The organism is Pseudomonas sp. AC355 (genome assembly GCF_979258205.1).
This window is the reverse complement of the sequence record NZ_OZ409843.1, coordinates 1,147,620-1,165,280: the sequence shown is the minus strand read 5'-3', so window position 1 is coordinate 1,165,280 and position 17,661 is coordinate 1,147,620. Positions and strand designations below refer to the sequence as shown.

The 17,661-nt window shown below is 61.5% G+C and carries 12 protein-coding genes and 2 pseudogenes; all 14 read right to left on the bottom strand.

The genetic code is table 11. The annotated features are described in order from the left end of the window. Positions 1 to 262: 262 nt before the first annotated feature. Entirely contained in the window at positions 263 to 1,762 is a 1,500-nt protein-coding gene (gene nuoN, locus ACZ0AI_RS05530) for an NADH-quinone oxidoreductase subunit NuoN (RefSeq protein ID WP_463566251.1), read from the bottom strand. Between the two features lie 5 nt (positions 1,763 to 1,767). Then, entirely contained in the window at positions 1,768 to 3,297 is a 1,530-nt protein-coding gene (gene nuoM / locus ACZ0AI_RS05525; RefSeq protein ID WP_463564918.1) for an NADH-quinone oxidoreductase subunit M, read from the bottom strand. Positions 3,298 to 3,338: 41 nt separating this feature from the next. After that, positions 3,339 to 5,187: pseudogene (nuoL, locus tag ACZ0AI_RS05520) on the bottom strand (NADH-quinone oxidoreductase subunit L). Further along, positions 5,184 to 5,492 carry an NADH-quinone oxidoreductase subunit NuoK gene (nuoK, locus tag ACZ0AI_RS05515; protein ID WP_070883764.1) on the bottom strand — a complete coding sequence of 103 codons (309 nt, stop codon included), beginning with the start codon at positions 5,490 to 5,492 and terminating at the stop codon, positions 5,184 to 5,186. Before nuoK ends, nuoL begins: the two are co-directional and overlap by 4 nt. Then, entirely contained in the window at positions 5,489 to 5,998 is a 510-nt protein-coding gene (gene nuoJ, locus ACZ0AI_RS05510; protein ID WP_463564917.1) for an NADH-quinone oxidoreductase subunit J, read from the bottom strand. Before nuoJ ends, nuoK begins: the two co-directional genes overlap by 4 nt. Continuing rightward, positions 5,998 to 6,546 carry an NADH-quinone oxidoreductase subunit NuoI gene (nuoI, locus tag ACZ0AI_RS05505; RefSeq protein WP_463564916.1) on the bottom strand — a complete coding sequence of 183 codons (549 nt, stop codon included), beginning with the start codon at positions 6,544 to 6,546 and terminating at the stop codon, positions 5,998 to 6,000. Before nuoI ends, nuoJ begins: the two co-directional genes overlap by 1 nt. 10 nt (positions 6,547 to 6,556) lie before the next feature. Then, positions 6,557 to 7,550: pseudogene (gene nuoH / locus ACZ0AI_RS05500) on the bottom strand (NADH-quinone oxidoreductase subunit NuoH). Beyond that, positions 7,547 to 10,291, bottom strand: coding sequence for an NADH-quinone oxidoreductase subunit NuoG (gene nuoG / locus ACZ0AI_RS05495; protein ID WP_463564914.1), 2,745 nt, complete (start codon positions 10,289 to 10,291; stop codon positions 7,547 to 7,549). The pseudogene nuoH and the gene nuoG overlap by 4 nt, the downstream one beginning before the upstream one ends. 106 nt (positions 10,292 to 10,397) lie before the next feature. Then, positions 10,398 to 11,759 carry an NADH-quinone oxidoreductase subunit NuoF gene (nuoF, locus tag ACZ0AI_RS05490; protein ID WP_463564913.1) on the bottom strand — a complete coding sequence of 454 codons (1,362 nt, stop codon included), beginning with the start codon at positions 11,757 to 11,759 and terminating at the stop codon, positions 10,398 to 10,400. Continuing rightward, positions 11,756 to 12,256, bottom strand: a complete 501-nt coding sequence (gene nuoE / locus ACZ0AI_RS05485) for an NADH-quinone oxidoreductase subunit NuoE (protein ID WP_463564912.1) — start codon at positions 12,254 to 12,256, stop codon at positions 11,756 to 11,758. The genes nuoF and nuoE overlap by 4 nt, the downstream gene beginning before the upstream one ends. A gap of 10 nt (positions 12,257 to 12,266) precedes the next feature. Beyond that, positions 12,267 to 14,048 carry an NADH-quinone oxidoreductase subunit C/D gene (gene nuoC / locus ACZ0AI_RS05480; protein WP_463566250.1) on the bottom strand — a complete coding sequence of 594 codons (1,782 nt, stop codon included), beginning with the start codon at positions 14,046 to 14,048 and terminating at the stop codon, positions 12,267 to 12,269. A gap of 59 nt (positions 14,049 to 14,107) precedes the next feature. Then, a complete protein-coding gene (locus tag ACZ0AI_RS05475) occupies positions 14,108 to 14,785 on the bottom strand; it encodes a NuoB/complex I 20 kDa subunit family protein (protein WP_463564910.1) in 678 nt (225 codons plus the stop codon). A gap of 10 nt (positions 14,786 to 14,795) precedes the next feature. Further along, a complete protein-coding gene (locus ACZ0AI_RS05470) occupies positions 14,796 to 15,209 on the bottom strand; it encodes an NADH-quinone oxidoreductase subunit A (protein WP_463564909.1) in 414 nt (137 codons plus the stop codon). A 453-nt stretch (positions 15,210 to 15,662) separates the two neighbouring features. Further along, positions 15,663 to 17,258 (bottom strand): isocitrate lyase, encoded by a 1,596-nt coding sequence (locus ACZ0AI_RS05465; protein WP_463564908.1) that lies wholly within the window; start codon positions 17,256 to 17,258, stop codon positions 15,663 to 15,665. Between the last annotated feature and the right edge of the window lie 403 nt (positions 17,259 to 17,661).

Here is a 17,661-nt window from a genome sequence, read left to right as displayed (position 1 = left end):
ACACAAACCAAAACGGCTGCCCTTTGGGCAGCCGTTTTTTGTTGTCACGCAGAGCCATCGGATCATGGGTAGCCTGGGTAGAACGAAGCGAAACCCGGGAGCGGTAGCCCCGCGAGTGAGCGTACTCGTCTTCAAACCCATCCTGCGCATCGCTTCGCTCAGCGGCAGGCTACGTGATGGCTTGTCTGCGGCTGCCCGGCCCGCTTTCGATGCTGGATGAAAAATGGCTGCCCAGTGGCAGCCATTTTTCGTTGCGTTGCGGTCAGAGCGCGGCGCCGAGACCGGCCTGTTGCACCAGCTCCAGCAGTGGTTGCGGGTAAACGCCGAGGATGAAGGCCAGAATGGTTACCAGGATCAGCATGATCCCACCGGCACGCTGGCCCCAGTTGAACTGGGCATCATGGCGATGCAGATTGGGCTCGGCCAGGAATAGCGTGACCATCACCCGCAGGTAGTAGAACACCGCGATGGCACTGCCCAGAATCATCGCACCGATCAGCCACCAGAGCTGCGCCTGGACGCCTGCGGCAATCACGTAGAATTTGCCGATGAAACCTGCGGTGAGCGGAATACCAGCCAGCGACAGCATCATCACCGTGAGTACCGCCGTCAGGTATGGACGGCGCCAGAACAGACCGCGGTACTCGTACAGCGCGTCAGCATCACGGCCGTTGTAAGGCGTGGACATTAGAGTGATCACACCGAACGCGCCAAGGCTGGTGAGCACGTAGGTGGCCATGTACACGCCAATGGCTTCCACGGCCAGGCCCTTGCTGGCAATCAGCGCCACCAGCAGATAACCGAAGTGGGCGATGGACGAATAACCGAGCAGACGCTTGAGGTTGTTCTGTACCAGAGCCAGCAGGTTGCCGAACAGGATCGAGGCGATGGCGATGACCGTCAGCAGATCGTTCAGCCAACCACCGGCGGTGGCCGGGGAGAGCTGATAGAGGCGCAGCAGCACCGCGAACACCGCAACCTTGCTGGCCGTGGCCAGGAACGCAGCCACAGGAGCTGGAGCACCTTCGTAGACGTCTGGCGTCCACAGATGGAACGGCACCATGGACAGTTTGAACGCCAGGCCGATGAGCATCATGCCGATGCCGATCTGTACCAGTTGGCTTCCGCTGGCACCGGCCAGGCTGGCACCGATTTCTGCGAAGCTCAGGCTGCCGGCGTCGGCATACAGCAACGCCATGCCGAACAGCAGGAAGGCACTGCCGGCTGCCGACAGCACCATGTACTTGATACCAGCTTCCAGGGAGCGCTTGTTGAAGTAGGCGTAGGCGATCATCCCGTAGGTCGGTACCGAGAGCAGTTCCAAGCCGATGAACAGGCCCGCCAGGTGCTCGGTGCTGACCAGCACCAGGCCGCCGGCAGCGGAGAGCAGCAGCAGGAGATACATTTCCTCGCGGTTGCGCGGGTAGCCCTTGGTCTTGCCATCGTCGACCGTCGCTTCGCCCAGGTAGGCGTGGGTCAGGGTCACGCAAGCCAGTGTCGCGATCAGCACCAGGGCCATGTAGTAGCAGGCGAAGGTGTCGATCTGCATCAGCGGCGTGACCTGCAGCGGGGTGACGCCGATGGCTGGCAGCAGTGACAGCAGCGCCGCGTTGAGGCCGATCACCGAGAGCACGAAGGTCATTGCATGACTGCGTTTCCAGGCGATGGCCAGCATCACCACGACCACGGTGGCGCAGGTGACCAGGAGCGGGAGCAGGGCGATCAGGTGTTGGGTGGTGAATTCCACAGCGTGATGTTCCATAACGTCTACTGGCCCGAAGCGAGTTGATTGAGGGCGCCGCTGAACCACTGCTGCACGCCTTGCATGCTGGCGGCGGAAGTGTCGAGCACCGGCTGCGGGTAAACGCCGAGCAGAATCAGCAGCACGGCCAGGCACAGCACCATGCTCAGTTCACGAAATTGCAGACCTGGCAGTGGGCTGTCGTTCTTCACCGGACCAAAATGCGCACGATGGATCATGATCAGCGAGTACACCGAGCCCAGTACCAGGCCGGTCGCCGCGATCACGGTAATCCACGGAGCGGTCGGGAAGCTGCCGATCAGGATCAGGAACTCGCCAACGAAGTTGCCGGTGCCCGGCAGACCCAGTGCGGCGGCGGCGAAGAACAGGCTCAATGCCGGCAGCCAGGACATACGTGCCCAAATGCCGCCCATCTCGCACATGTCACGGGTGTGCAGGCGCTCGTAGAGCTGGCCACAGAGGATGAACAGCGCAGCAGCCGAAAGACCATGCGCCATCATCTGCACCACGGCGCCCTGCAGGGCGATCTGGCTGCCGGAATAGATGGCGATCAACACGAAACCCATATGCGACACGCTGGAGTAGGCCACCAGGCGCTTGATGTCGGTCTGCGCGAAAGACAGCAACGCGCCGTAGATGATCGCGAACACACCCAGGCCCATGGCGATGGGCGCGAACTCCACCGACGCATTGGGGAACAGCGGGAGTGCGAAGCGCAGCAGGCCGTAGGCCGCAGTTTTCAGCAGGATACCGGCCAGATCCACGGAGCCGGCGGTCGGCGCCTGGGCGTGAGCGTCCGGCAGCCAGGAGTGGAAGGGCACCACCGGGAACTTCACCGCAAAAGCGATGAAGAAACCGAGCATCAGCAGGTACTCGGTGCCTTCCGACAGCTGGGTTTTGAGCAGATCCGCATAGTTGAAGGTGAACACGCCGGTCTGGTTGAAGTGCACGAACACCAGGCCGAGGATCGCCACCAGCATCACCAGACCGCTGGCCTGGGTGAAGATGAAGAACTTGGTGGCCGCAGTGATGCGGCTCTTGCCAGGGCTGCCGCTATGACCCCAGAGCGCGATGAGGAAATACATCGGCACCAGCATCATTTCCCAGAAGAAGAAGAACAAGAACAGGTCGATGGCCAGGAACACACCCACCACACCGCCGAGGATCCACATCAGGTTGAGGTGGAAGAAGCCGACACGGTTGTGGATCTCGCTCCACGAGCAGAGTACGGAGAGCACGCCGAGCAGGCCGGTCAGGGTGACCATCAGCACCGACAGGCCATCCATCGCCAGATGAATGCTGATGCCGAAACGCTCGATCCAGCGCACCTGGAACTCGTGAGCCCAGCGCGGTTCGGCACCCGGCGCAGGCGCCTGGCTGAAGTCGCCGGTGCCCCACAGCCACAGGCCGAGGCCAAACAGCAGGGACATGGTCAGCAGGGCGATCCAGCGTGGCAGGGTGGCGCCAAAGCGCTCGCCTTGCCAGCACAACAGGCCGCCGATGAAGGGAATCAGGATTAGCCAAGGCAGAATCATGACGGACGGGATTCCTTAGAAAAAGTATTCGAGATCATCGGTCAGGCCACCAGCACGGCGGCGAGCACCAGCACGGCGCCCCCGGCGATGGAGATGGCGTACCAGCGCAGCTGCCCGGTCTCGCTGCGGCTCAGCACACCATGCCCGCCACGCGCCAGGCGCGGGATGATGCCGATGGCACCATCGATGGGGTCGCGGGCGAGCACGCGGCAGAGGAACAGGTAGGGCTGCACGAAAATCTTGTCATAGAGCCAGTCGAAGCCCCAGGCAGCGAACCACCAGGCCGACAGGAAACGCCCCGGCGCACTGTTGGCGACAGCGGTAGCGAAGCTGCGCTTGCCGAGGAACAGCATGGCCGCCAGCAGGATGCCGGCCAGGGCGATGCAGCCCGAGACGATTTCCAGGCTGTGCTTGGCTTCGCCACCGGCATGGCCGGCGCTTTGCGGCAACACGCCTGCCAGCGGCGGGGTGATCCAGGCGCCGATGAAGGTCGACAGCACGATCAATACCAGCAGCGGCAGGTTGTGAGCGATGCCATGACCGGCATGGGCTTCGGTCTTCTGTTCGCCATGGAAGGCGATGAAGATCAGCCGGAAGGTGTAGATCGAGGTCATGAAGGCGCCCAGCAGGCCGGCGTAAAGCAGGCCGGAGTTGCCGCTGGCGAAGGCTTCCCAAAGGATCTCGTCCTTGGAATAAAAGCCCACGGTGATCAGCGGCAGCGCCGCCAGAGCCGAGCCACCGACGATGAAGCTGGCATAGGCCAGTGGCAGCTTCTTCCACAGGCCGCCCATCTTGAAGATGTTCTGCTCGTGGTGGCAGGCATGGATCACCGAACCGGAGGCGAGGAACAGCAGCGCCTTGAAGAACGCGTGGGTCATCAGGTGGAAGATCGCCGCGTCCCAGGCGCCAACGCCCAAGGCGAGGAACATGTAGCCGATCTGGCTCATGGTCGAATAGGCGAGGATGCGCTTGATGTCGGTCTGCACCAGAGCGGCGAAGCCTGCCAGTACCAGCGTCACGCCGCCGACGATGCCGACCAGTTGGAGAATCTCCGGGGTCAGCAGGAACAGGCCGTTGGTACGGGAGATCAGGTAGACGCCTGCGGTGACCATGGTGGCGGCGTGAATCAGCGCCGAAACCGGGGTCGGAGCCAGCCATGGCGTCGGCCAGCCAGGTCTGCAGCGGCAACTGGGCGGATTTGCCGACCGCGCCGCCGAGCAGCATCAGGGTCGCCAGCCACAGCCAGGTATCGCCGGCTGCGTATTTCTGCGGGGCCAGCACCATCAGCTCCTGAATGTTCAGGGTGCCGAGGTTGAGGAACAGCAGGAACAGGCCAATCATCAGGAACACGTCGCCGATGCGGGTGACGATGAAGGCCTTCAGCGCCGCGTTACCGTTGGGCACATGCTTGTAATAGAAGCCGATCAGCAGGTAGGAGCACAGGCCTACGCCTTCCCACCCGAAGAACAGGGTCATCAGGTTATCGCCCAGCACCAGCAGCAGCATGCTGAAGATGAACAGGTTGGTGTAGGAGAGGAAACGCGAGTAACCCTCTTCACCTCGCATGTACCAGCTGGCGAACAGGTGAATCAGGAAGCCCACACCGGTGACCACGCCGAGCATGGTCAACGACAGACCGTCCAGATACAGGGTGAAGCTCGGTGCCAGACCCTCGACGCTCATCCATTGCCACAAGGTCTGGGTGAACACGCCATTTAAAGGAGGCGCGGTATTGAACTGCCAGATAATCAGCGCGGTGGTCAGCGCCGAAAGACCTACCGAGCCAACGCCGATGATCGCTGCGAGCGTTTCTGAAAAACGGCCGCGGGAGAAAGCCAGGATGAACCAGCCAACCAGAGGGAACAGTAACGTCAGGAATAAGAAGTTCATCCGCGCATCTCGCTGGCTGCGTCGATATCGAGGGTATGGAAGCGGCGATACAGCTGCAGCAGGATCGCCAGGCCGATGCTCGCTTCGGCAGCCGCCAGGGCGATGATCAGGATGAACATGATCTGCCCGTCAGCCTGTCCCCAGCGTGCACCCGCCACGACGAACGCCAGGGCGGCGGCGTTCATCATCACTTCCAGGCTCATCAGCACGAACAGGATGTTGCGACGCACCATCAGGCCGACTAGACCGAGACTGAACAGCACGCCGGCCAGCGCCAGGCCGTGCTCCATTGGAATACCGTTCATGGCGTAGCATCCTTGATGTCGTTGCGGCCCAGGTGATAGGCGGCGACCAGCGCGGCGAGCAGCAGCATGGAAGCCAGCTCAACGGCCAGCAGATAAGGGCCGAACAGGTGAATGCCGACGGCTTTGGCATCGACCGTGGTATGGCCGATGGTGGCGCCACTCGGTACGGCAAACAGCACGTACAGCAACTGCCCCAGCAGCACGGCGGAAAGCAGCCCCGGGCCGATCCAGATACCCGGTGTCAGCCAGGTGCGTTCCTGCTGCACGGAGGCCGGGCCAAGGTTGAGCATCATCACCACGAACACGAACAGCACCATGATCGCGCCTGCATAAACGATGATTTCCAGCGCGCCAGCGAATGGCGCGCCGAGGCTGAAGAACACCATGGAAACGGCGAGCAGAGAAATGATCAGGTAGAGCAGGGCGTGCACCGGATTCTTGCCGGTGATAACGCCAAAGGTCGAGGCAACCGCGACCCCTGCTGAGAAATAGAAGGCGAATTCCATTATGGCAACAACCCCTTGACGTTGATCGGCTCGGCTTCATTCTGCGCAGCGCCTTTCGGCTTGCCGGCAATGGCCATACCGGCCACGCGATAGAAGTTGTAGTCGGGGTATTTGCCAGGGCCGGAGATCAGCAAATCTTCTTTCTCGTAGACCAGATCCTGACGTTTGAACTCGCCCATCTCGAAATCCGGGGTGAGCTGAATCGCCGTGGTCGGGCAGGCTTCCTCGCACAGGCCGCAGAAGATGCAGCGCGAGAAGTTGATGCGGAAGAAGTCCGGGTACCAGCGACCGTCTTCGGTTTCGGCTTTCTGCAGCGAGATGCAGCCCACCGGGCACGCCACGGCGCACAGGTTGCAGGCTACGCAGCGCTCTTCGCCGTCGGGATCGCGGGTCAGCACGATGCGGCCACGGTAGCGTGGCGGCAGGTAAACCTGTTCTTCCGGGTATTGCAGGGTGTCGCGCTTACGGAAGCCATGGCTGAAGACCATGACCAGGCTGCGCAATTGGGTCGCGGTACCGACCAGTATGTCCCAGATATATTTGAACATCGCTTTCTCCTTACTGGGCCGTGGCCAGCACAACGGCGCCGGTCACCAGCAGGTTGATCAGGGTCAGCGGCAGACAGAACTTCCAGCTGAAGGCCATGACCTGGTCATACCGTGGGCGCGGGATGGAGGCGCGCAGCAGGATGAAGATCATGATGAAGAAGCAGGTCTTGATCGCGAACCAGAAGAACGGGATCTGCGGCAGGATGCCGAACGGGCCGTGCCAGCCGCCGAAGAACAGGGTCACCAGCAGGGCGGAAATGGTTACGATGCCGATGTATTCACCGACGAAGAACATGCCCCATTTCATGCCGGCATACTCGATGTGGTAGCCGTCGGCCAGTTCCTGTTCCGCTTCCGGCTGGTCGAAGGGGTGACGGTGAGTCACGGCGACGCCAGCGATGAAGAAGGTACAGAAACCAAAGAACTGCGGAATGATGAACCACAGATTCTCGGCCTGATAATCGACGATATCGCGCATGTTGAACGAGCCGACCTGGGCGACGATGCCCATCAACGCCAGGGCCAGGAACACTTCATACGACACCGTCTGCGCCGAGGCGCGCAGGGCGCCGAGCAGGGCGAACTTGTTGTTGCTCGACCAGCCCGCGAACAGCACGGCGTACACCGACAGGCCCGCCATGGCGAAGAAGAACAGGATGCCGATGTTCAGATCCGCCACGCCCCAGTTAGGGGTGATGGGGATGATCGCAAAGGCGATCAGCATGGCGCCCATGCCGATGATTGGCGCCAGGGTGAAAATCACCTTGTCGGCGAACGGGGGCGTCCAGTCTTCCTTGAAGAACATCTTCAGCATGTCCGCGGCAATCTGGAACATGCCGAACTGGACCAACCCGGTTGGGGCCGTAGCGGTCCTGCCACCAGCCGAGCAAGCGGCGCTCGACGAAGCTCAGCAGCGCGCCGCACACCACCACGGCCAGCAGGATGACGATGGCCTTGAGCACTTCCTGGATGATGTCGAGCAGCTCGGGAGTCAGCCAACTCATTGCGCGGCCTCCTCAGTGCGGGTAACGGACAACGCGCTCACTGCGGCACCGGCAAACGCTGGCGGAATACCCGGCAGGCCAACAGGCAAACCGATCAGACCGATCCCCAGCTCGTCCATTACGCGCAGCGGCAGGCGCAGTGCCTGACCATTGACGCTCAGTTGCAGCAGAGCGCCGTCTCTCGCGTCCAGGCGATCGGCTTCTTCCTTGGCCAGCGCGACGTAAGGTGCGGGCATACGCTCGGCGATTGGCGCGGCGCGCGAGGAGTTTTCCTCGCTGCCGAACAGGTGGTGCAGCGGCACGGCCTGCCAGGTGCCCTGGGCCGGATTGAACGGCGCAGGGGCGGCGAACCAGTCAATGCCCGCGCCAGTAGCTTCGATCAGGCGCACACCTGGGTCACCGGCACGTAGGTGACCGCCGACTTCGTCCTGGAACTTGTTCCAGGCCTGTGGCGAGTTCCAGCCTGGCGACCAGGCAAAGGGGATCTGCTGACGGTCTTCCTTGCTGCCCGAATAGCCTTCCATGGAGAACGCGAAGGCCGAGTCCTTGTCCTGGGGCTGACGCGGTTCGTGCACGCTGATATTGGCGCGCATGGCGGTACGACCGCTGTAACGGTGTGGTTCACGGGCCAGTTTGAGGCCCTTGATGCGGAACGAGGCGCCTGGCGCGGCATCACGGATACCGGCCAGCTCGGCACTGCTGGCTGCACAGGCGGCAGTGACCTGATCCAGTTGTGTCCAGTCCACGCCACGGCCCAGCAGTGTGCTGTGCAGGGCGTGCAGCCAGCGCCAGCCTTCACGAACCAGAATGTTGGCGTCGTAGTAGGACGGATCGTAAACCTGGAAGAAGCGCTGGGCGCGACCTTCCTGGCTGACCAGGGTGCCATCGCCTTCGGCGAAGCTGGCGGCCGGCAGCAGCAGGTGCGCTTTGACGGTGGTGGCTGTGCTCTGGTGATCGGCGACGATCACCACCTTGGCGGTAGCCAGGGCGGCGTCTACACGGGCGGCATCGGCACGGTGGTAGAGGTCGTTTTCCAGCACCACCAGTGCATCGGCCAGGCCCGAGGTGAGCGCTTGCAGCGCGTCGTCCAGGGTATGGCTGGCGAACTGCTCACCCATCAGCAGGGCCAGGCCCAAGCTGTTGGCTTCCGGCACCACCAGGCTGATGGAGCCGGCCTTGCCGCGATTTTTCAGCGCGCTGGCGATGTTCGCTGCGGCTTCGATCAGCGCCCGGCTACCCAGCGAGGCACCGGATACGATCAGCGGGCGGCGTGCATTGAGCAGCGCCTCGGCGATGCGCTGCACCAGCTCGGCGGCTTCACTATCGATACCACTGACTGCCGGAGCGCTCGGATCGATGGCGTGGGCCACGGCGAAACCGATACGAGCCAGGTCATCCGGCGCCGCCTGTACGCACTGCTCGGCGATATCGTCGAGGCGGGTAGCGGTGACGCTGGCGATGAACAGCGGATTGAGCGCGTGCTGGGCGACGTTCTGCACCGCAGCCATGTGCCAGTCCTGAATCTTCGCACCGGCAGCGATCTCGGTGGCCTTGCCCTTGACCGACTGGCGCAGCGCCAGAGCGATGCGCGCGGCGGTCTGGGTCAGGTCTTCACCGAGCACGAATACCGCGTCGTGATCCTCGATATCGCGCAGGGTCGGCACCGGCAGCGGGCCGTTCTGCAGTACGTCACGGATCAGGCGGATATTGGCCTGCTCGGCCGCGGCGATACCGGAGTAGAAGTTATCGTTGCCGACCAGTTCGCGCAGGGCGAAGTTGCCCTCCAGGCTGGCCCGTGGCGAGCCGATGCCGATCACCTTGCGGTTCTTCAGCAGCGCGGCCGCCTGATCCAGTGCGGAATCGAGGCTCATCTTCATCTTGCTGAGCATCATCATCGGCTGACGTGGCCGGTCTTCGCGGTTGACGTAGCCATAGCCGAAACGGCCACGGTCACACAGGAAGTAGCCATTCACCGAGCCGTTGAAGCGGTTCTCGATGCGGCGCACTTCGCCATAACGTTCACCCGGGCTGGTGTTGCAGCCGCTGGAGCAGCCATGGCAGATGCTCGGGGCGAACTGCATGTCCCACTTGCGGTTGTAACGCTCGGAGTGGGTCTTGTCAGTGAATACACCGGTCGGGCAGACCTCAACCAGGTTGCCGGAGAACTCGCTTTCCAGGGTGCCGTCTTCGACACGCCCGAAATACACGTTGTCGTGCGCGCCGTAGACGCCCAGATCGGTACCGCCAGCGTAGTCTTTGTAGTAACGCACGCAGCGATAGCAGGCGATGCAGCGGTTCATCTCGTGGGCGATGAACGGGCCGAGTTCCTGGTTCTGGTGGGTACGTTTGGTGAAGCGATAACGACGGGTGTTGTGGCCGGTCATCACCGTCATGTCCTGCAGGTGGCAGTGACCACCTTCCTCACAGACCGGGCAGTCGTGCGGGTGGTTGGTCATCAGCCATTCGACGACGCTCTTGCGGAAGGCCACGGCCTCTTCGTCGTCGATGGAGATCCAGCTGTTGTCGGTGGCCGGCGTCATGCAGGACATGACCAGGCGGCCGCGCTTGTCGTTCTCGTCGGTGTACTGCTTCACCGCACACTGGCGGCAGGCGCCGACGCTGCCGAGCGCCGGGTGCCAGCAGAAGTAGGGGATATCGAGTCCGAGGGACAGACAGGCCTGCAGCAGGTTGTCCGCACCATCGACTTCGAGATCTTTGCCGTCTACGTGGATAGTGGCCATTTTCTTCAGTCTTCGTTTGCCCACCCGAAGGTGGACGGGCTAAGGGAATTCTTTGTCGTGACCCGGGCCGGACGGCGCAGCGCGCCCAAATGTCCGGCCATCAGGTTCATACTGCGTGTGCCGCCACTGGCGGCTGGATCGCGTCGGTGATCACACCGGCGTCAAACTCCTCGCGGAAATACCTGATCGCGCTGCCCAGCGGCTCCACGGCACCCGGCGCGTGAGCGCAGAAGGTTTTGCCAGGGCCGAGGAAATTGACCAGGCCGAGGAGGGTGTCGATGTCCTCGCGGGTGCCTTGCTTGCGCTCCAGGGCGCGCAGAATCTTCACGCTCCACGGCAGGCCGTCACGGCATGGCGTGCACCAGCCGCAGGATTCGCGCGCGAAGAACTCTTCCATGTTGCGCAACAGCGACACCATGTTCACGGTATTGTCGATGGCCAAGGCCAGGCCGGTGCCCATGCGGGTGCCGACCTTGGCGATGCCGGCGGCGTACATGGACGCATCCAGATGTTCGGGAAGCAGGAAGCCGGTGCCGGCGCCGCCTGGCTGCCAGGCCTTGAGCGTGTAACCGTCGCGCATGCCACCGGCATAGTCTTCGAACAGCTCACGGGCGCTGATGCCGAATGGCAGCTCCCAGATGCCTGGATTCTTGACCTTGCCGGAGAAGCCCATCAGCTTGGTGCCGTGGTCTTCGCTGCCTTCGCGGGCCAGGGATTTGTACCAGTCGACGCCGTTGCCGATGATTGACGGCACGTTGCACAGGGTTTCGACGTTGTTGACGCAGGTCGGCTTGCCCCACACGCCCACGGCGGCCGGGAAGGGCGGCTTGGCGCGCGGGTTGGCGCGACGGCCTTCCAAGGAGTTGATCAGTGCGGTTTCTTCACCGCAGATGTAGCGCCCGGCACCGGTGTGCACGATCAGCTCGAAATCGAAACCGCTGCCGAGAATGTTCTTGCCCAGCAGGCCAGCAGCCTTGGCTTCGTCGATCGCCCGGTTGAGGTTGGCGGCCGCGTCGACGTATTCGCCCCGCAGAAAGATGTAGCCCCGGTAGGCTTTCAGGGCCCGGGCGCTGATCAGCATGCCTTCCACCAGCAGGTGCGGCAACTGCTCCATCAGCATGCGGTCTTTCCAGGTATTGGGCTCCATCTCGTCCGCGTTGCACAGCAGGTAGCGGATGTTCAGGGATTCGTCGTTGGGCATCAGGCCCCACTTCACGCCGGTGGGGAAGCCCGCACCGCCACGGCCCTTGAGGCCGGAATCCTTGACCGTTTGAACGATGTCGGCCTGGGCCATCTCGGCCAGCGCCTTGCGTGCAGCGGCGTAGCCGTTCTTCTGCTGGTATTCCTCCAGCCAGACCGGTTGCGCATCGTCGCGCAGGCGCCAGGTCAGCGGATGAGTCTCTTCGCTGCGGGTGATGCGGTTCGCCGGGCCGAAAGACGTCAGCAGGTTCGAGCTGCGACTGATCATTGGAAACTCTCCAGCAGTTGCGCTACGCCTTCGGGTTGCACGTCACCGAAGGTCTCGTCGTCGATCATCAGCGCCGGCGCCTTGTCGCAGTTGCCCAGGCAGCACACGGGCAGCAGGGTAAAGCGGCCGTCAGCGGTGGTCTGCCCGGGCACGATGCCCAGTTCGGACTTGATGCTGCCGAGCACGTTTTCATGGCCACCGATGAAGCAGGTCATGCTGTCGCATACACGGATGATGTGGCGGCCGACGGGCTGACGGAAAATCTGGCTATAGAAGGTGGCGACACCTTCCACGTCGCTGGCCGGAATGCCGAGGATCGCGCCGATGGCATCGGCGGCGCCGTCTGGCACCCAGCCGCGCTCTTTCTGCACGATCTTCAGGGCTTCGATGGACGCCGCACGCGGATCCTCGTAGTGGTGCATCTCGTGCTCGATGGCCGAGCGCTCGGTTTCGCTGAGGGCGAAACGGTCGGTCTGAATCAGGGCTGCATTGCTCATGGTGTTTTCCTCAGCGATCCACGTCGGCCATAACGAAGTCGATACTGCCCAGATACGCGATCAGGTCAGCGACCATGCTGCCGCGGATCACCGAAGGGATCTGCTGCAGGTGCGGGAAGCTCGGGGTACGAATGCGGGTGCGGTAGCTCATGGTGCTGCCGTCGCTGGTCAGGTAATAACTGTTGATCCCCTTGGTCGCTTCGATCATCTGAAAGCTTTCGTTGGCCGGCATGACCGGGCCCCATGAAACCTGCAGGAAGTGGGTGATCAGCGTCTCGATGTGTTGCAGCGTGCGCTCTTTGGGCGGCGGCGTGGTCAGCGGGTGATCCGCCTTGTACGGGCCTTCCGGCATGTTGCGCATGCACTGGTCGATAATCTTGATGCTCTGGCGCATCTCTTCGACGCGCACGATGCAGCGGTCATAGGCATCGCCATTGACGGCCAGCGGCACTTCGAACTCGAAGTTCTCGTAGCCGGAGTAGGGGCGCGCCTTGCGCAGGTCGAAGTCGCAACCGGTGGAGCGCAGGCCGGCACCGGTGGTACCCCATTCCAGGGCTTCCTTGGTGTTGTACTGCGCCACACCAATGGTTCGCGCCTTGAGAATGCTGTTGCGCAGCGCGGCCTTCTCGTACTCGTCGAGGCGCTTGGGCAGCCAGTCGACGAATTCCTTGACCAGCTTTTCCCAGCCGCGCGGCAGGTCGTGAGCGACACCGCCAATGCGGTACCAGGCCGGGTGCAGGCGGAAACCGGTGATGGCTTCGATCACCTTGTAGGCACGCTGGCGGTCGGTGAAGGTGAAGAACACCGGGGTCATGGCGCCGACGTCCTGGATATAGGTACCCAGGAACAGCAGGTGGCTGGTGATGCGGAAGAACTCGGCCATCATGATACGGATGGTGTCGACCTTCTGGGGCACCTTGATGCCGGCCAGCTTCTCGACCGAGAGCACGTAAGGCAGGTTGTTCATCACCCCGCCGAGGTAGTCGATACGGTCGGTGTAGGGAATGAAGCTGTGCCAGCTCTGGCGTTCGGCCATCTTCTCGGCACCACGGTGGTGGTAACCAACTTCCGGCACGCAGTCGACGATTTCTTCACCGTCGAGCTGCAGGATGATGCGGAACGCACCGTGTGCAGACGGGTGGTTGGGGCCGAGGTTGAGGAACATGTAGTCCTCGTTCTCGCTCTGGCGTTTCATGCCCCAGTCCTCGGGGTTGAAGCGTGCGGCTTCTTCCTCGAGCTGTTGCTTGGCCAGGGTCAGGCTGAACGGATCGAATTCGGTGGCGCGCGCCGGGTAGTCCTTGCGCAGCGGGTGACCTTCCCAGGTCGGCGGCATCATTATTCGGGTCAGGTGCGGGTGACCGGTGAAATGGATACCGTAGAGGTCCCACACTTCGCGCTCGTACCAGTTGGCGTTCGGCCAGATACCGGTCACGGAAGGCAGGTTCAGATCGCCCTCGCGTAGGGCCACCTTGATCATCACGTCGCTGTTACGCTCCAGCGACATGAGGTGATAGAACACGGTGAAGTCTGCGTCCGGCAGGCCGCGGCGCTGCGTACGCAGGCGCTCGTCGACGCCGTGCAGGTCGTACAGCATGACGTAGGGGCGCGCTGCCTGGCGCAGGAAGCGCAAGACTTCGACGAGCTTGTCGCGGCCGACCCAGATGACCGGCATGCCGGTGCGGGTGGCCTGCAGCGTGAAGCTGTCGGCGCCAAAACGGGATTGAAGCTCAACGACGACGTCTTGGTCGTCCGCCTTGTACGGCGCAATGGACACGGTGGTGTCTGCAGTCATGGTCTCGATCGCTATCGGTCAACGGTGAGAGTGAATCCGGCCTTGCTTGAAAGCGGGACTCAGACTTCGTCAGGGGAACGCAGGTTGGTAACCGCAATACGCTGCTCGCGGCGCTGTTCTTTCTGGGAAGGCATCTCGGCGCGATAAACGCCTTGATCGCCAACGACCCAGGACAGCGGGCGGCGCTCCTGACCGATCGATTCCTGCAACAGCATCAGCCCTTGCAGAAACGCCTCGGGACGGGGCGGGCAACCAGGTATATAGACGTCGACGGGAAGGAACTTGTCGACACCCTGAACGACCGAGTAGATGTCGTACATGCCGCCGGAATTGGCGCACGAGCCCATGGAGATGACCCACTTGGGTTCGAGCATCTGCTCATAGAGGCGCTGGATGACGGGCGCCATCTTGATGAAGCAGGTGCCGGCGATGACCATGAAGTCCGCCTGGCGTGGGGATGCGCGGATTACCTCGGCACCGAAGCGTGCAACGTCGTGCGGCGCGGTGAAGGCGGTGGTCATTTCCACGTAGCAGCACGACAGGCCGAAGTTGTACGGCCACAAGGAGTTCTTGCGACCCCAGTTCACCGCGCCGTTGAGAACATCCGAGAGTTTCCCCATGTAGATGTTCTTGTGCACTTCATCCTCTAGCAGCGGGTCGGAAACGACCTCCCGTTTACCGATCGGGTAGTGCTCGTTGGGAGCATCCGGATCGATCCGAGTAAGTTTGTATTGCATCGCCAAAGCCTCATTGTTTGAGCTTCGCCTGCCGAGCCTTACGACTCTCCGGTGCCCAATCAAGCGCACCGATACGCCAAAGGTAGACAAGACCTGCCAACAGAATGTTTATGAAAACGGCTGCTTCGATAAAGCCGGCCCAGCCGCTTTCGCGAACAGAGACAGCCCAGGCGAAGAGAAAGAGGGCTTCGACGTCGAAGATCACGAAGAGCATCGCGACCAGATAGAATTTTGCGGACAGCCGCAGGCGAGCGCTGCCAGTGGGAAGCATGCCTGATTCGAACGGCTCGTTCTTGCTGCGGCCCCATGCCTTGCTGCCCAGCAGGCTGGACAGACCCAACATGAATGCACAAAGGGCGACGACGCCCAGCAGAAAAATGGCCAGCGCCCAATTGTGGGACAGGGAACTGCTTGCTTCCAACATGCCGGGACTCCTCAGGCAAGGAACGGCTTCGCGCGTAATTAAAGTTATGGCAAGACAAATCAAGTCGTCTTGCAATCTATCTGCATAATATTATGCCTGTATTGCGTGTAAGTAAATTTTTCAGATCAAAAAAATAATATTAAGTCGCTCGAACGCCATCAAGAAAATATATTTTTTCAATAAAAATCAAACGTCTATGGAAATAGGAAGGTTTTGATAGCGGCAAGCGCTATGTATGTAGTGAATAATTAAACTCACTTCAATGGGAATATTTATCATTTGAGAATCTGTTCTTTTACGCTAATAACTGTCGCTTAGTTGTCCATCTATGGCGCACTTGAACACACAGCGGATATTGAGTTTTTCTTTGTTCTAGTTATAGCAATAAAAAGCCCCGGCATCGCTGCCAGGGCCAAAGGGTTAATCAGGCACCTTGCAGTGCCCTGGCAGCTCTCAATGGAACTGGTTCATCGTGTTGTCCTTGCCGCCCGCTTTCAGCGCGGCTTCGCCGGCAAAGTACTCCTTGTGGTTGTCGCCGAGATCCGAGCCGGCCATGTTCTGGTGCTTGACGCAGGCGATGCCTTGACGGATTTCTTGACGTTGCACTCCTTTGACGTAAGCCAGCATGCCCTGATCGGCGAAGTAGCCCTTGGCGAGGTTGTCGGTGGACAGAGCCGCCGTGTGGTAAGTCGGCAGTGTAATGAGGTGATGGAAGATGCCGGCGTTGGCCGAACCATCGCGCTGGAAGGTGCGGATCTTCTCGTCGGCAACTTGAGCTAGCTCGGTCTCGTCGTACTCGACGCTCATCAGCTTGGCGCGGTCGTAGCCAGAAACGTCCTTGCCGTCAGCGACGAACGCATCGAATACCTGCTGACGGAAGCTCAGCGTCCAGTTGAACGACGGGCTGTTGTTGTAGACCAGCTTGGCATTGGGGACGACTTCGCGAACGCGATCGACCATGGCCTTGATCTGCCCGACGTGAGGCTTCTCGGTTTCGATCCAGATCATGTCGGCGCCGTTCTGTAGCGAGGTGATGCTGTCCAGTACGCAGCGGTCTTCACCGGTGCCCTTGCGGAACTGGAACAGGTTAGACGGCAGGCGCTTGGGCCGCAGCAACTTGCCGTCGCGGTTGACCACCACGTCACCGTTCTTCAACTCGGCTGCACTGATTTCATCGCAGTCGAGGAACGAGTTGTACTGGTCGCCCAAGTCACCCGGCTCGTTGGTCACGGCGATCTGCTTGGTCAGGCCGGCCCCCAGGGAGTCAGTACGAGCGACGATCACGCCGTCGTCCACGCCCAGCTCGAGGAAGGCGTAGCGCACGGCGTTGATCTTGGCCAGGAAGTCGACATGGGGAACGGTGACCTTGCCATCCTGGTGGCCGCACTGCTTCTCGTCGGACACCTGGTTCTCGATCTGGATGCAGCAGGCGCCTGCCTCGATCATTTTCTTGGCCAGCAGGTAAGTGGCCTCCGGGTTGCCGAAGCCGGCGTCGATATCGGCGATGATCGGTACCACGTGGGTTTCGAAATTGTCGATCTGCGCCTGAATTTCGCTCTGCTTGGCTTTGTCACCGGCGCCGCGTGCCGCGTCCAGGGCGTTGAACAGCAGATCCAGCTCACGGGCGTCGGCCTGGCGCAGGAAGGTGTAGAGCTCCTCGATCAGCGCAGCGACTGCGGTCTTCTCGTGCATGGACTGATCGGGCAGTGGGCCAAAATCGGAACGCAGCGCGGCGATCATCCAGCCGGACAGGTAGAGGTAGCGCTTATTGGTGGTCTTCAGGTGCTTCTTGATGGAGATCAGCTTCTGCTGGCCAATGAAGCCGTGCCAGCAGCCGAGCGACTGGGTATAGACGGAAGAGTCGGCGTCGTACTCGGCCATGTCCTTACGCATGATGGCGGCCGTGTACTTGGCGACGTCCAGACCGGTCTTGAAGCGGTTCTGGGCACGCATACGTGCGACGGACTCCGGGTTGATGGCGCTCCAGCTGCTGCCAGCGGCCTCTTTGAGGGCGGCAACGGCTTTGATGTCGTTTTCGTAAGCTGACATGGTCAATCCTTCAAGTGTGTGTTTGGTCGAGCACCGAACGTCGCGCACAGTCCAGGCGCAGGGCTCGGAGCGAGCTCACCGCAGACGTTGAGAGGAAACTGGAAGGAGGGCACTTTGGGCCGGGTGGACGAAACGCATCGCCAGACACCACCCACCGGGTAGGCGAGTCATTGTGCGTATGGGCCCGTGGACGCCCGCGGCACTGTGCTGATCGATACGTGAAACGCTTCCCCGTCCCTCAGGACAACCTCGTTCCAGTCGCCATCTCGTCGAACTGCCTTGTGGGCTTAACAACACGAATCGATCCTCCGGTAAGCGAGGATGCGACCCGGAGACTCCGTTTCCGGAGCCCCTGATTAGCGGGAGCGAGGCCATCATGCGACCGACGAAAATGTTCGTCAAT

Coding starts and splice junctions, on each gene's coding strand:
- nuoN (WP_463566251.1), bottom strand. CDS start 1,762: ATGGAACATCACGCTGTGGAATTCACCACCCAACACCTGATCGCCCTG.
- nuoM (WP_463564918.1), bottom strand. CDS start 3,297: ATGATTCTGCCTTGGCTAATCCTGATTCCCTTCATCGGCGGCCTGTTG.
- nuoK (WP_070883764.1), bottom strand. CDS start 5,492: ATGAACGGTATTCCAATGGAGCACGGCCTGGCGCTGGCCGGCGTGCTG.
- nuoJ (WP_463564917.1), bottom strand. CDS start 5,998: ATGGAATTCGCCTTCTATTTCTCAGCAGGGGTCGCGGTTGCCTCGACC.
- nuoI (WP_463564916.1), bottom strand. CDS start 6,546: ATGTTCAAATATATCTGGGACATACTGGTCGGTACCGCGACCCAATTG.
- nuoG (WP_463564914.1), bottom strand. CDS start 10,291: ATGGCCACTATCCACGTAGACGGCAAAGATCTCGAAGTCGATGGTGCG.
- nuoF (WP_463564913.1), bottom strand. CDS start 11,759: ATGATCAGTCGCAGCTCGAACCTGCTGACGTCTTTCGGCCCGGCGAAC.
- nuoE (WP_463564912.1), bottom strand. CDS start 12,256: ATGAGCAATGCAGCCCTGATTCAGACCGACCGTTTCGCCCTCAGCGAA.
- nuoC (WP_463566250.1), bottom strand. CDS start 14,048: ATGACTGCAGACACCACCGTGTCCATTGCGCCGTACAAGGCGGACGAC.
- ACZ0AI_RS05475 (WP_463564910.1), bottom strand. CDS start 14,785: ATGCAATACAAACTTACTCGGATCGATCCGGATGCTCCCAACGAGCAC.
- ACZ0AI_RS05470 (WP_463564909.1), bottom strand. CDS start 15,209: ATGTTGGAAGCAAGCAGTTCCCTGTCCCACAATTGGGCGCTGGCCATT.
- ACZ0AI_RS05465 (WP_463564908.1), bottom strand. CDS start 17,258: ATGTCAGCTTACGAAAACGACATCAAAGCCGTTGCCGCCCTCAAAGAG.